Consider the following 15413-nt stretch of genomic DNA (forward strand, 5'->3'; position numbering starts at 1 on the left):
TCTTAGATATGAGTATAAAATTTAAAAAATTAACATTAGCAGAAACACTGAGTTTATTTTCACTGATACTTTTTTTACTTATTTCACTGTTGAATACGACCTTTTATGCCAGATATATATCAGGTGCAATTTATAATGTAGCGATTCTTACTTCAGTTTTCCTTTTAATCGTTAAAGAATTAATAAATAATAAATTTGATTTTCAAAAAGCAATATCGTTATTAGGTGTTATAATTGTTTATGCTTTAGTTGGTAGTGTAACAGGTTTTCTATCAACATTAGCTATAAGTATTATTTTTATCTTTAGTCTAAGAGACATTTCTTTTAAGTATGTAGCGAGAACTTCTTTTTATATTAGTTTATTTACCTTAATATTTGTTGTTTTGAGCAGTCAAATTGGTTTAATTTCCAACTATGTTGAATTTTCAGAAGGAAGGATTCGGCATTATCTGGGGTTTAGATATTCACTGTTTCCATCTACAGTGATGCTGAATATTATAGCAAGTTCATTTTTCTTAGCTCAAGATAAGGTAAGCTATAAGCGTTTGTTTTTTTTATTGCTTTCAACAATTTGGATTTTCTATCAAACAGATTCACGATTAACTTTTATTAGTTCTTTATTATTACTAGGAATTAACCTTGTAGTGAAATGGTATCCATCAATTTTAAAATCTTCTCGTCTTTTATTAAAAACGTTTAAATTAACGTATATAGTAAATGCATTCTTAAGTTATTTAATTGCAAAAATGTATCTGAGTTTTTCAAGTCCTTTTTTGAATGAATTGAGTAAGAATATCAACCAATTTCTAGGTGGAAGAATCTACTACGCCAATCGTTCATTGAACATTTATGGATATAATCTATTTGGACAAAAGATTAATTGGATTGGGAATGGTTTGGATATCAATGGACAAAGGGGATTGAGTGAATATTTGTACGTTGATAATCTTTATATCCAAATATTACAACGATATGGATTGTTTGTTTTGGTTATACTATTGTTAATTTTTACATTAACTTTACATTATCTTTTGAAGCAAAAACAATATGTATTATCATTGATTCTAATTATATTAAGTTTCCATGCCATGATAGACGATTTAATTATAAATCTTCACTATAACATTTTTTTGATTTTGATTGGTACTTTAATGAATCAAAATCAGTCTGCTTTTGAAGAGAATTTACAATTGGATAATGGAGAAAAATGACGAAAGTAAGTATTATTATTCCTGTATATAATGTAGAACAATACTTGGATAGATGCCTGTCCTCTGTACTCAATCAAACATATAAAGATTTAGAAATGATTTTAGTTAATGATGGTTCTACGGATAAATCAGGGACTATTTGTGAAGAGTTTGTTCAAATAGATAAAAGAGCTAAGGTATATCATCAGGAAAACAGAGGATTATCTGAAGCACGTAATACTGGGTTAAAATACATGACAGGAGATTTTGTCATGTTTCTTGACTCAGATGATTGGTTGGAACTTGATGCAGTCGAATTTTTATTGGAACAAGCTAAAATTTACAATGCAGATATGGTTGTAGGAGGTGTTTATAGGACCTCAAAGATTGTGGACCATCAACAAAATACCCCTGTTTCGCAAGTATTGACGCAGGAAGAGTATGCTAAACGTTACTTTAAGATTGAAAGTCAGACAATTGAGTATTATGTTTGGAATAAATTGTATAAAAGAGAAGTTGTAGAAGATATAGAATTTCCGTCTGGTTTCTTTGCAGAAGATGTTCCAACAATGTTTCGCTACATTCTAAACTCAGACAAGATAGTAGTTACTGATAAGATTATTTATAATTATTTTATTAATAATTCTGGTTTGACAGCTAAATTTACATCTAAACATTTTGATGTGTTAAAAGGCTGGGATTTAGTATGTCAGTATGCGACTGAAAGTAATAATGATAAATACAAAGAGTGGGCTCAAATTAATCGCTACAGAGCAGATTTGGCACTTTTGACAGAAATAGCCCTTTCCGTAGATTATAAAAACATTCGCATGTTAAATGAAACTCAAATAAAATCAATGCAATCTAGATTGAAGAAAAACAAGAGAGTCTTGCTACAACAAGCCATTCCTCTTAGTCGAAAGATACTGATTATACTCTTCACAACTTCCTATAACATATTTGCGAAAGTGATAAATACTATGATAAGGATAAAAAATTATGGTGCATAAGCATGCATATTTAATTTTAGCTCACAGCCAATTTAATCAGCTAGCATTTTTGGTTTCTTTATTAGATCATCAAGATAATGATATTTTTATCCATATTGATAAGAAATCAAATATTGATGATTATTTTTTGGATATAATTAAATCCAGTGCAAAGCACTCTCAAGTTTATTTTACAGAAAGAGTTTCAGTGAGTTGGGGAGGATATTCCCAAATTGAAGCTGAAATGATTTTATTTAAAGCAGCGTCTAAAAGAGAATCTTACTATTTTTATCATTTAATAAGTGGGGTAGATTTACCGTTACTTTCTCAGCAGAGAATTCATAATTTTTTTGACGATTATAAAGACTATTCATTTCTTACTTTTATGAATATAGAGGATAATGGTGAAGATATAAATAGATTTAAATATTATCATCTTTTTGAAAGCTTCACATATCGAACTTTACCAGGTGCAGTTGGCAAACTTGCATTCAAGATTTATCGTAATTTAGAAGTAGGGATTCAAAAACTATTTAGAATAAATCGTTATACAATATTTAATGTCAATCCGGCAAAAGCTAGTCAGTGGGTTTCACTACCAAATAATATTGTGGAAATATTAATCGATAAAGAATCAGATACTGAGAAAATGTTTAGAAAATCTTTTCTTAGTGACGAAATTTTTATACCAATGATTTTAAATAAAGAGTTAAGAAACTATAAAGTGTATGATGCATCAATTAATCACGGTTATAAAAAAGAATTTCAAGGAAACTTACGCTATGTTAATTGGTGGGATGGTAAACCTTATACTTGGACTGACAGTGAGAAAGATTTAAAAGAATTAAGATTAGCTGCCAAAAATGGATATCTGTTTTCAAGAAAGTTTGATATAGAAACCTATCCCAAAATTAAAGAGCTAATCGTAGAACTAACTAAGGAAATATAATGGTCTATAAAATTTTAATGACAGGAATGTCACCTGTTCTTGCTGGTACAGAAACCTTTATCATGAATTATTATCGTCATCTTGATTCATCTATTTTTCAAGTTGACTTTATTAAAAGAACTAGAGAACCTATTGTATTTGAAGATGAAATTGTTTCAAAAGGTTCAAAAGTTTATTATTTACCTCGTAAAGGAAAAAATCCTCTTAAGTATAAGAGGGAATTAAGAGAGTTTTTTGCTACAGAAGGGAAAAAATATGATGCTATTTGGTATAATGCAATGGCAATTCCAAATCTTGACCTTTTAAAATATGCTAAAAAATATGGGATAAAAACACGAATTATCCATAGTCATAGTTCGATGTTCAAGGGAAATAAAGTAAGACAAATTTTGCATAATTTGAATAGATCTAAATTGCCAAAAACAGCATCACATTTTTTTGCCTGCTCTGGGATAGCTGCAGACTATATGTTTCCTGATGAAATTCGATCAAGTGCGCAAATTATACAAAATGCTATTGATGTAGAAAACTTTTCTTTTTCAGAAAAAGATAGACTGGATCTAAGAACAGAGTTAGGGTGGAATGATTGTAAAGTCATTGGCAATGTCGGTCGACTAGATATCCAAAAAAATCAACCATTTTTAATAGATGTTTTTAATGAAGCTTGCAAGAAAAATCCTAATCTTCGATTAGTGATAATTGGTAAGGTTGCGGGTGCAAATTCAACTGTAGATTTAATCAAAGAAAAAATAAAATCTTATGGAATTGAAGATAAAGTTTTGTTGGCAGGAAGTCAGAATGATATGAAGAAATGGTTAAGTTCTCTAGATCTATTCGTTCTGCCTTCAATATTTGAGGGATTACCTCTATCTGCTGTCGAAGCTCAAGCAAATGGACTACCTGTTTTGGTAAGTGATGCAGTTACGAAAGAATTGAAAATATTAGATTCCATTCGTTACTTATCTCTAAACGATTCTATTGATGTTTGGGCAAAAAATATTCTTGAGTTAGTAGAAATACCTAGATCAAGTGAACTTGAAATAAAAGAAATGTTTAAGCTAAAAGGATTTGAAATTGAAACTCAAGCATTGACTTTACAGAATATACTGTTGGGAGAACCGAATGAAAAAATATCAGATTGTTGAATCGTATGGGACACACATGCATGCAGGGAGTAAAGCGACTAACGATTGTGTCAATATTTTGGAAGAATTAGACTTCGAAAAAATAGAAATTGTACGCCACAAACCTGATGATAAATCCCCCGTATCGAAAATAATCAGACAACTTTCTTTTTATAAACAGTGGAATAAGGTTTTACATAAATTGTCTGAAGGAGATGTTTTGTTGTTACAACATCCCTATCGCAGAAATCATTTTGGTAGGACATCAAGTCTTCTGAAACTGAAGAAAAAACAAGTAAAAATAATTTCATTGGTTCATGATGTGGAGTTGATTAGAGGAATTTATGATGATCCATTCTACCAGAAAGAATTTGATGAAATGCTATCTTTTGCTGATTCAATTATTGTTCATAATGAAAAAATGAAAGATTGGTTTGTGGAATATGGCGTAGATGAAAAGAGACTAGTTGTTTTAGAAATATTTGATTATTTGAATGATAAGGACGTGTCTTCATCTATTGAATATTCAAAATCAGTGACAATAGCAGGGAATCTTTCTCCTGATAAAAGTCCTTATTTGTATCAGTTAGATAAAGTTCCTGACATTCAATTTCAATTGATGGGAATTGGTTTTCAACCAGTAAAAGAGATTTCTAATGTTTCCTATTTAGGTGCCTTTGCTCCAGAAGATGTTCCTAACCATTTAAATAGTGGATTCGGATTAGTATGGGATGGAGAAAGTTTAGATACTTGCGATGGGGTAACAGGAAATTATTTAAGATATAATAATCCCCACAAGTTGTCTCTTTATCTTTCTTCAGGTCTACCCGTTATTGTTTGGAAAGATTCAGCTGAGGCAAACTTTGTAGAGAAGAATAGAGTAGGCTTGGCAGTTAATAGTCTGTTTGAATTATCTGAGATACTGGGTGAAATTAGTCAGGATGAATATCTGCAAATGGCAACAAATGCTAAAAATATTATGAAAAATCTTAAAGAAGGTTATTATCTAAAGACCGCAGTGAATAAGATAATTAAATAGACTCTTTGGAGAAGTATATGAATAATAAAATAGATCTTGTAATTACTTGGGTTGATGGTACAGATCCTGATTGGTTACAAGAAAAGAGGTTATATGAATCTGATGTTGAATGGTCAGAATCAAACAACGCCAATCGATACAGACCATCAGAAAATTTTAAGTATTGGTTCCGTGCGGTAGAACGCTATGCAGTTTGGATTAACCGTATTTTCTTTATAACGTATGGTCATGTTCCAGAATGGTTAAATACAAAGAATCCAAAATTAAAAATTGTAAAACATACCGATTATATACCTCAGGAATACCTTCCAACTTATAACTCTAATGTAATTGAGTTGAATTTACATAGAATTGAAGAGTTAAGTGAGCATTTTATTCTTTTAAATGATGATATGTATTTTGCTGCACCTACTACAGCAGATGATTTCTTTAAAGAAAATCTTCCAAAGGATTTTGGGATTTACTTACCAATAACTCCTAGAGAAAGTTTTAATCATATTGAACTAAACAATACCATTCTGATGAATAAACATTTTAAGAAAAAAAGAAAATCTTTCTCGGAATGGCGTAAATTTTATAGTTTGAAATTAGGGAAGTACCTAGTTGGGAATATTTTTAGTATTTTTTATTCAGGTATTTTAGGATATAAAAATTACCATATTGGTTTGTCGCATTTAAAATCGACTTTTGATTTAATCTGGGAAAAAGAACCGAAATTATTGGAAGAAGTTAGCTCTCATAGATTTAGACAGTTATCAGATATTAGTCATTATGTAATGTCTCATTGGAATGTAGAGTCTGGAAAGTTTATGCCTCAATCCATTCATTTTGGGAAGTATTTTGATATTTGGGAAGTTGAAGAAATTCAAGGTGCTATTCAAAATGAGAAATATAAGATTATTTGTATCAACGATACGGATGAAGATGGAAAATTCTCTGAATACGATCAAAAAATCCATCAAGCATTTCAGTCTAAATTCCCAGAAAAATCAAGTTTTGAATTGTAAATTTACAGACGGATAATAAAAATATGTTTAGAAGTAAAAAATAATGAAAGTTCTAAAAAATTACGCCTATAATCTCTCTTATCAATTATTAATCATCATTTTACCGATTATTACGACACCTTATGTCACTAGGGTCTTCAGTTCCGATGATTTGGGAACCTATAGTTATTTTAACTCAATTGTTACCTATTTTCTTATGCTAGCTACTCTGGGAGTAAACAATTATGGTACTAAGGCGATTTCAAGTAGTAGGAAAGATACTAGAAAGAATTTTTGGGGGATTTATACACTGCAACTAGGAGCGACTTTGTTCTCTTCTGCACTTTATATCCTTCTCTGTCTTACTTTACCAGCTATGCAAAATCCTGTAGCTTATATTTTAGGTCTAAGTTTAATTTCAAAAGGTTTAGATATTTCTTGGTTATTTCAAGGTCTAGAAGATTTTCGAAAAATTACAATCAGAAATATCACAGTTAGGTTAGTTGGTGTTATTTCTATATTTTCTTTCATAAAAACACCTGAAAATCTCTATTTATATATATCACTGATTACGATTTTTGAATTGTTAGGGCAATTAAGTATGTGGTTACCAGCAAGAGAGTTTATTGGGAAACCGCACTTTGATTGGAAATATGCTAGACAGCATTTGAAGCCAGTAATCTTATTATTCTTACCTCAGATTGCGATATCGCTCTATATCACATTAGATAGTACAATGCTTGGAGTGCTAGCATCCAAAAGGGATGTTGGTATTTATGACCAATCACTGAAATTAGTAAAGATTTTACTAACATTGGTAACTTCATTAGGAAGTGTCATGTTGCCCCGAGTTTCAAACCTTTTATCTTCAGGAGATCATAAAGCAGTTAACAAAATGCATGAGATGTCATTTCTGATTTATAATTTGGTAATTTCCCTATTATGGCAGGAATGCTAATTGTAAATAATGACTTTGTTACCTTTTTCCTCGGGCAAGATTTTCAAGAGGCACGTTATGCGATAGCAATTATGATTTTTAGAATGTTCTTTATTGGTTGGACAAATATTATGGGGATTCAAATTTTGATACCTCATAATAAAAATAAAGAATTTATGTTGTCAACAACAATTCCTGCTATTGTTAGTGTGGGCTTAAATCTTCTCTTGCTTCCAAAGCTGGGCTATATAGGTGCGGCAATTGTATCTGTTTTAACAGAGGTACTAGTATGGTTGATACAGTTATTCTATACTCGTTCTTATTTGAGAGAGGTGCCCATTCTAGGTTCATTGATCAAAATTATAATCTCATCTGGAGTTATGTATGGTATCCTACTATTTATAAAACAATTCCTAAATGTATCACCGATGATTAATGTAGGGCTATACGCTATTCTTGGAGTAATAATTTATGCCAGCTTGATTTTAATCTTGAAGGTCATAAATCCAAATGAGTTAAAACAACAATTATTAAAAAAATAAAGGAGTGTATTATGTACGATTATCTAATCGTTGGCGCTGGTCTGTCTGGAGCAATTTTTGCTTATGAAGCAACCAAGCGTGGAAAAAAAGTAAAAGTTATTGATAAACGTGACCACATTGGTGGGAATATCTATTGTGAGAATGTAGAAGAGATTAATGTCCATAAGTATGGTGCCCATATCTTCCATACCTCTAATAAAAAAGTTTGGGACTATGTCAATCAATTCGCTGAGTTTAACAACTATGTCAACTCACCTGTCGCAAACTACAAAGGAAGTCTTTATAATCTTCCTTTCAATATGAATACTTTCTATGCTATGTGGGGGACAAAAACTCCTCAGGAGGTCAAAGATAAGATTGCTGAGCAAACGGCTCATATGAAGGACGTTGAACCTAAAAACTTGGAAGAACAGGCTATCAAGTTGATCGGTCCAGATATTTATGAAAAGTTGATCAAGGGATACACTGAAAAGCAATGGGGACGTTCTGCGACTGACCTTCCACCCTTTATCATCAAACGTCTACCAGTTCGTTTGACTTTTGATAATAACTACTTCAATGACCGTTACCAAGGTATTCCAATTGGGGGGTATAACGTTATCATCGAAAATATGCTGAAAGATGTTGAAGTAGAGCTTGGAGTTGACTTTTTTGCCAATCGTCAGGAATTAGAAGCTTCTGCTGAAAAAGTTGTCTTTACAGGGATGATTGACCAATATTTCGATTACAAACATGGTGAATTAGAATACCGTAGCCTTCGTTTTGAGCATGAAGTTCTAGATGAAGAAAACTATCAAGGAAATGCAGTTGTAAACTATACAGAACGTGAAATTCCATATACACGCATTATTGAGCATAAACATTTTGAGTATGGAACACAAGATAAAACGGTCATTACTCGTGAATACCCAGCTGATTGGAAATGTGGAGATGAACCTTATTATCCAATCAATGATGAGAGAAACAATGCTATGTTTGCTAAATATCAAGAAGAAGCAGCACAGAATGATAAGGTCATTTTCTGCGGACGTTTGGCTGATTATAAATACTACGACATGCATGTAGTCATTGAACGTGCCTTAAATGTTGTAGAGGAAGAGTTGGGAAACTAAAAATTTGATGTTAAAATGGGGGAATACTTCTTTTCCTCATTATTATTCATCTTAACAGGAGATATCAAAAGAAATGAATAGTTTTAGTAAACAAAAGCCTGCCCGAATCGAGTGGATTGATTTTGGGAAGGGTTTAACAGTTTTAATGGTTGTTTTAGGTCATGTTGTTTTAGGACTATTTGAATCCAAAAGATTTGAAGATAACAATCAATGGTTATTATTTGTGACTCAGATTTTTTATCTGTTTCATATACCAGTATTCTATGCTTTGTCAGGTTTTTTCTTTAAACCAGTAGACAATTTAAAGACTTTTACAACTTTTGTAAAACAAAAAACAATTATTTTAGGAATTCCTTATTTGTTCTATTCTATCATACAATTTGGACTTCAAAAATTAGGCGGAGCGACAGTAAGGAATGCAGCTTCTTTTTGGGATTTGTTAAATATTTATCAAACACCTCTTGGAGTATCGTGGTATCTCTATGTTTTGTGGTGGATTTACCTGGTTGTTGCCTTCCTTTCTATTTGGATCAAATCCTATCACAAGCTATTTATCATTAGTGTAGTAGCCTATCTTCTTTCTATATTTGCACCAACTAATATCTATATTGTTCAGAAAATTTTTCTATGGGCTTTCTTCTTTTTGTTAGGATCATGGATCAGACACTCAGGTGTTGGAACTTTTTTAACAAATAGATGGAAGTCGATTAGTTGTGTGACACTAGTTGTCATTACAGTATTTTTAATATATTGGCAATTATCTGCCCCTACTTTTTATATTTCATATGATAGACCGGGACTAAATGGGTTCATCTTCCCAGTTTCTGTAATTTTAGCTATGGCGTCCTATCCTATTTTAAGTGATAAATTGAATCGAGTTGCTGATTATTTTAGAAAGATAGGAAAAGATAGTTTAGTAATCTATCTTCTGCATGCACCAATAGTTTCTGTAACTAGAATTGCTTTATTAAAGCTAGGTGTTAGCAATATCTTTATCCATATAGTGATAGGACTTCTTTTAGGTTGGTTTGGTTCAATCCTTATACTTTATTTCTCCAAAAAAATCCCATATGCAGATTTTGTATTTTATCCAATGAAGTATCTAAGAAAAGTCAAATAGTGAATGAAATCGAGGATGGATATCTTCGATTTTTTGATATATAAAATCTAATAAAAAACGAACTAAAAAATTGAAAAAAAGCTAAAAAAATGATATAATCGGCTTCAAATATGTATGAAATATTTAGGAGATTTAAACCAGATGGATAAAAAAATAAAAACAGCCTTGGTAGCAACTGCAGCAGCTTTTACTGCATTTTCAGTTCATCAAGTAAGTGCGGATGAAGAAAGTGATAAAACTACCAATAAAGAAACTACAGAGGTAGAAACACTGAAGCCAGTTTCTGATCAACAAATCGCAGATGCTGAGAAGAAAGTTTTAGAAACTAAAGCTGCAATTAAACAAAAAGAAGCTAATCTAACTCAGGCAGAAGCTGCTGCAAAAGTAGCGGCAGAAAAGGAAAAAGCGGTAGCTGAAAAGGCAAAAGAAGCTACACCTGAAGCTATCCAAAAAGCCAAAGACGATACAACTACAGCTGCGGAAGCTGTTAAAACTGCGGCAGCTGATGTAAAAAATAAAAAAGCCGCTCAAGACGCTCTTGCTAAAGATGCAGCAACAAAACAAACAGAAGCAGACAATGCAAACTTTGCTGTTGATGCTGCTGCTAAAAAAGTACAAGACTTAGAAAATGGAACTCCATCTCTAACTGCAGCAGAAAAAGCAAAAACAGAAGCTGAAAAGGCAAAAGTTGACGCAGAAAAAGCTAAATCTGACGCAGAAAAAGCTAAATCTGATGCTAAAAAAGCTGATGACGCTGCAGATAAAAAGGTAACCGATTTAAATAACGAATTATCTGCTAAAAAACAAACTTTAGCAGATAAAGAAAAAGCGCTTAAAGATCTTGGTGAAAAACCACAAGCATACGATTTCTCTGATGTTAAATTTACCCTAGGTAAGGACTTTGCAGCTGCATTAAACGAGCGTGCTAAATTGATGGGAGAAAACGATCCAAACAACACTGGTGATGGACGTGCCAACGAACTTAGCACAAGAAACCAAGCTGAAGTAACTGCTAATGCTGAAAAATTAAAACAATTAGCAAAAACTAATATGGCTAAAAATACCTACACTAATACAACTGACACACGTGAAATTGATATTTGGAACTTAACAGCTGACCAAAAGAGAGAAATTAACTTATTCGGTCTTCACATCGTTAACCAAATCCGTGAACAACTAGGAAACCCTAAAATTAAAACAACTGTAGGTATGGAAAAATTTGCTAATGAAGCTGCGGATGCTCGTAACAAAAAATATGCGAAAGTAACAGAAACATATGCTAAACCTGATTACGATGGAATTAACGCTGCAGCAAAAGCAAATGGTTTATCATACAAAACTGGTGACAACCAAAACCAAAGTGATATAATCTTCGCTAATGCTAAAACATACGAAAAAACAACTGAAAGTGAATTATTTAAATCTGAACAAAATCTAAATACTCTAATACAAAACAGCACATGTAGACCTACTATGACAATGGGACAATTAAAAGAGTATATCTTCGAAGCATATAATAATAAAATGTTCACTAACAACGAAGACTATACTGGTGCAAATTCTCACCGTGCATGGGAAAACGCACTATCTATTGGTGGAAGCATTGCTTACCGTAAAGATGGAGAAGGAAACAAGTTAGGGCGTAAAGCTTCTGAATACAATGCAACAAGCGTTACTGCATCTGTTAAATTTAATCCAAAACCGTATGTAAACCAATGGGGAGACTACAGATACTTTAACAACCTTGAAATCTTCGTCCATAACTTCCAAACAGCTGGAGAAAATAAAGAACCTGGACAAGACACAAACAGTATCGTTCTTGATTCAACTAAATTCAATGCAACTGAAATCAAAAACGATCCTACAGCTGCAAAAGAATACAGCACTAAAAAACAAGCTGCTGAAAAAGCAGTTAAAGATGCCCAAGCTGAGGTAACTACAGCTCAAAGCAACTTAGACACTGCTAAGCAATACAAAAATCAATTACCTGCTGCTGAAAAAGCTCTTACTGATGCAACTAACAAACTTACAGCTGCTGAACAAGCTCTTCAAGAAGCTGAAACTAACTTAAACAACTTACGTCAAGGAGCTACTAATAAAGCTGACGAACTTAACAAAGCTAAAGCTGCATTAGAAACAGCTAAACAAGAAGCTGTAAAAGCCAAAACTGCTCTTACTGAAGCGAAAGCTAAATTAGCCCAAGCTGAGAAGGATGTTAAAGACGCTGAAGCGAACGTTAAAACTAAAGAGGCTGAAAAAGCTAAAGCAGAAGAATTAGTAGCTTCTCTTGAAAATGCTAAGCAAATCTATGAAAAAGCTAAAGCAGAAAAGGCTGCTTCAGATGCTAAAGTTACAGAGCTTCACAAATGTGTAGCAGATAAACAAACTGAACTTGTTAAATTAGAAGATGAATATAAAGATCTTCTAAAACAACGTATCTCTAATTTGATTCAACCTGAAAATCCTGAATTAACATTCCGTGAGGAAGTTAAAGAAGAGGAAATCAAGTTTAGCATTGTTGAGGAACTCGATCCATCCCTTAAAGAAGGTGAACGTGTTGTTAAAACTCCAGGCGTAGTTGGTCGTAAGAAGGTCAAAGCTACAATCTTGAAAGCTGATGGAAAAGAAGTTGGTCGTGTAGTTGATAGTGAAGAAGTATTAACGAAAGCTATTGATGAGGTTGTTTTAGTCGGTACTAAGAAAGAAGTCTCACCAATTCTTCCAGAGAACCTTCCTCCACGTAAAGAAGATAGAAAACCTGAAGTTAAGCCTGATAGAGAGAAAACTCTTCCACGTGAAGAAGTGAAGGATGAAAAGCAAGATTCTAAACCAGCTGTTTCAGATGATGCCAAGAAACTTGCTGAACAAGCAATTTCAAATTCTCAAGTGTCATATATGGCACCAAAAGCAACTCAATCAGTTGTATATGTAGAGAATGCTAAAAAACTTCCTACAACAGGTATGAAAGATTCAAAAGCATCAATTGTACTTGCGATTATTGCAGCAACTACTTCTTTGGGATTAGTGGCAAGAAAAAAGGAAGAAAAATAATTTATTAAAACAATCATCTTACGTGATGATAAAAGAAATGAAATGGAGAAAATCAACTTGATTTTCTCCATTTTGCTTGTCTAAAGTAAAAGTAGAGTTATATTTTATAGTAGATTGAAATAAGATGTGAACAAATCGATTAGGAAAGTCAAATTAATGTATAGAAATATTTTAGCAGTCGTGGCGTACTATTCTTGATTCAATCTACTATAGAAGAAAAGAGACTGAATTATAAGAATATATAGTATAAATCAAAAAATTCAGAAAATTGTATTGACAGGACTTGAAAAAGGGTCTATAATGAATAAAAAAACAAAGGAGAAGACTATGAAAACAAGAAAAGTATTGGCTCTTGCGGGAGTGACTTTATTAGCAGCGGGTGTTTTAGCTGCTTGTTCAGGGGGCTCAGGCGCTAAAGGTGAGCAGACCTTTGCCTTTACCTACGAGACACATCCAGATAATCTCAACTATTTGACAACTGGTAAGGCAGCAACTGCCGACATTACTAGTAATGTGATTGATGGATTGCTTGAAAATGATAAATACGGGAACCTTATTCCCTCAATGGCAGAGGACTGGTCAGTTTCTAAGGATGGCTTGACTTATACTTATAAGATTCGTCAGGATGCCAAGTGGTATACATCTGAGGGAGAAGAGTATGCTCCTGTTAAGGCTCAGGACTTTGTGACAGGTCTTAAATATGCAACAGATAAGAAAGCAGAAGCCCTTTACTTGGTACAGGATTCAATCAAAGGACTAGATGCCTATGCTAAAGGGGAAATTAAAGATTTCTCTCAAGTTGGGATTAAAGCACTTGACGATCAAACAGTCCAATACACTTTGAACAAACCTGAAAGTTTTTGGAACTCAAAAACAACCATGGGTGTGCTTGCGCCAGTCAATGAAGAGTTTTTGAACTCAAAAGGGGATGATTTTGCCAAAGCTACGGATCCAAGTAGTATCTTGTACAATGGTCCTTATTTGTTGAAATCTATTGTGACCAAATCCTCTGTTGAATTTGCGAAAAATCCGAACTACTGGGATAAAGACAATGTCCATATTGACAAGGTCAAATTGTCATTCTGGGATGGGCAAGATACCAGCAAACCAGCAGAAAACTTTAAAGATGGTAGCCTTACAGCAGCTCGTCTCTATCCAACAAGTGCAAGTTTCGCAGAGCTTGAGAAGAGTATGAAAGACAATATCGTCTATACTCAACAAGACTCTACGACTTATCTAGTAGGGACAAATATTGACCGCCAATCTTATAAATACACATCTAAGACCAGCGAAGAACAAAAGACATCTACTAAAAAAGCTCTCTTAAACAAGGATTTCCGTCAGGCTATTGCTTTCGGATTTGACCGTACAGCCTATGCCTCTCAGTTGAATGGAGAAACTGGAGCAAGCAAAATCTTGCGTAATCTCTTTGTACCACCAACATTTGTTCAAGCAGATGGTAAAAACTTTGGCGATATGGTTAAAGAAAAATTAGTAACCTATGGGGATGAATGGAAGGATGTTAATCTTGCAGATTCTCAGGATGGCCTTTACAACCCAGAGAAAGCCAAGGCTGAATTTGCTAAAGCTAAATCAGCCTTACAAGCAGAAGGAGTCCAATTCCCAATTCACCTAGATATGCCTGTTGACCAAACAGCAACTACAAAAGTTCAGCGCGTCCAATCTATGAAACAATCCTTGGAAGCGACTTTAGGAACTGATAATGTGGTTATTGATATCCAACAACTACAAAAAGACGAAGTAAACAATATTACATATTTTGCTGAAAATGCTGCTGGCGAAGACTGGGATTTATCAGATAATGTCGGTTGGGGTCCAGACTTTGCCGATCCATCAACTTATCTTGATATCATCAAACCATCTGTAGGAGAAAGTACTAAAACATATTTAGGGTTTGACTCAGGGAAAGATAATGTAGCTGCTAAGAAAGTAGGTCTATATGACTACGAGAAATTGGTTACTGAAGCTGGTGATGAGGCTACAGATGTGGCTAAACGATATGATAAATACGCTGCAGCTCAAGCTTGGTTGACAGATAGTGCTTTGATTATTCCAACTACATCTCGTACAGGACGTCCAATCTTGTCTAAGATGGTACCATTTACAATACCATTTGCATTGTCAGGAAATAAAGGTACAAGTGAGCCACTCTTGTACAAATACCTTGAACTTCAAGACAAGGCAGTCACTGCAGATGAATACCAAAAAGCTCAAGAAAAATGGATGAAAGAAAAAGCAGAATCCAATAAAAAAGCGCAAGAAGAACTTGCAAAACATGTGAAATAAAGGTAAAGGAGTTGGTTTGTAGCCGACTCCTTTATATTCTTCGAAAATCTCTTCAAACCATGTCAGC

10 protein-coding genes and 1 pseudogene are annotated in these 15413 nt (G+C 33.3%); all 11 read left to right on the forward strand.

From position 1 onward, the window contains the following. Positions 1-8: 8 nt before the first annotated feature. The 11 genes and pseudogenes from SMSK597_RS04615 to SMSK597_RS04660 all read left to right on the forward strand — a co-directional run bounded on the left by SMSK597_RS04615 (position 9) and on the right by SMSK597_RS04660 (position 15346). Positions 9-1211, forward strand: coding sequence for a hypothetical protein (locus SMSK597_RS04615; RefSeq protein ID WP_000023099.1), 1203 nt, complete (start codon positions 9-11; stop codon positions 1209-1211). Continuing rightward, positions 1208-2200, forward strand: a complete 993-nt coding sequence (locus SMSK597_RS04620) for a glycosyltransferase family 2 protein (protein WP_000170112.1) — start codon at positions 1208-1210, stop codon at positions 2198-2200. The genes SMSK597_RS04615 and SMSK597_RS04620 overlap by 4 nt, the downstream gene beginning before the upstream one ends. Continuing rightward, positions 2190-3128 carry a beta-1,6-N-acetylglucosaminyltransferase gene (locus SMSK597_RS04625; RefSeq protein WP_000233428.1) on the forward strand — a complete coding sequence of 313 codons (939 nt, stop codon included), beginning with the start codon at positions 2190-2192 and terminating at the stop codon, positions 3126-3128. Before SMSK597_RS04620 ends, SMSK597_RS04625 begins: the two co-directional genes overlap by 11 nt. Further along, positions 3128-4273, forward strand: coding sequence for a glycosyltransferase family 1 protein (locus tag SMSK597_RS04630; protein ID WP_000262565.1), 1146 nt, complete (start codon positions 3128-3130; stop codon positions 4271-4273). The genes SMSK597_RS04625 and SMSK597_RS04630 overlap by 1 nt, the downstream gene beginning before the upstream one ends. After that, the gene (locus SMSK597_RS04635; RefSeq protein ID WP_000760508.1) at positions 4251-5291 is read left to right on the forward strand and encodes a glycosyltransferase; all 1041 of its coding nucleotides are present in this window, start codon (positions 4251-4253) and stop codon (positions 5289-5291) included. The genes SMSK597_RS04630 and SMSK597_RS04635 overlap by 23 nt, the downstream gene beginning before the upstream one ends. 17 nt (positions 5292-5308) lie before the next feature. After that, positions 5309-6298 (forward strand): Stealth CR1 domain-containing protein, encoded by a 990-nt coding sequence (locus SMSK597_RS04640; protein WP_001060288.1) that lies wholly within the window; start codon positions 5309-5311, stop codon positions 6296-6298. 43 nt (positions 6299-6341) lie between these two features. Further along, a pseudogene (locus SMSK597_RS04645) lies at positions 6342-7756 on the forward strand (flippase). 11 nt (positions 7757-7767) lie between these two features. After that, on the forward strand, positions 7768-8868 hold the full coding sequence (glf, locus tag SMSK597_RS04650; RefSeq protein ID WP_000272517.1) for a UDP-galactopyranose mutase: 1101 nt from the start codon (positions 7768-7770) through the stop codon (positions 8866-8868). A 73-nt stretch (positions 8869-8941) separates the two neighbouring features. Further along, positions 8942-9988 carry an acyltransferase family protein gene (locus tag SMSK597_RS04655; RefSeq protein WP_001084073.1) on the forward strand — a complete coding sequence of 349 codons (1047 nt, stop codon included), beginning with the start codon at positions 8942-8944 and terminating at the stop codon, positions 9986-9988. Between the two features lie 141 nt (positions 9989-10129). Continuing rightward, positions 10130-13039 (forward strand): SEC10/PgrA surface exclusion domain-containing protein, encoded by a 2910-nt coding sequence (locus SMSK597_RS12515; RefSeq protein ID WP_000358368.1) that lies wholly within the window; start codon positions 10130-10132, stop codon positions 13037-13039. Positions 13040-13366: 327 nt separating this feature from the next. Then, on the forward strand, positions 13367-15346 hold the full coding sequence (locus SMSK597_RS04660) for a peptide ABC transporter substrate-binding protein (RefSeq protein ID WP_000857586.1): 1980 nt from the start codon (positions 13367-13369) through the stop codon (positions 15344-15346). Positions 15347-15413: the final 67 nt, after the last annotated feature.

Origin of the sequence: Streptococcus mitis SK597, assembly GCF_000148545.1 — a bacterium.
In the GTDB taxonomy this organism is placed as follows: domain Bacteria; phylum Bacillota; class Bacilli; order Lactobacillales; family Streptococcaceae; genus Streptococcus; species Streptococcus mitis_C.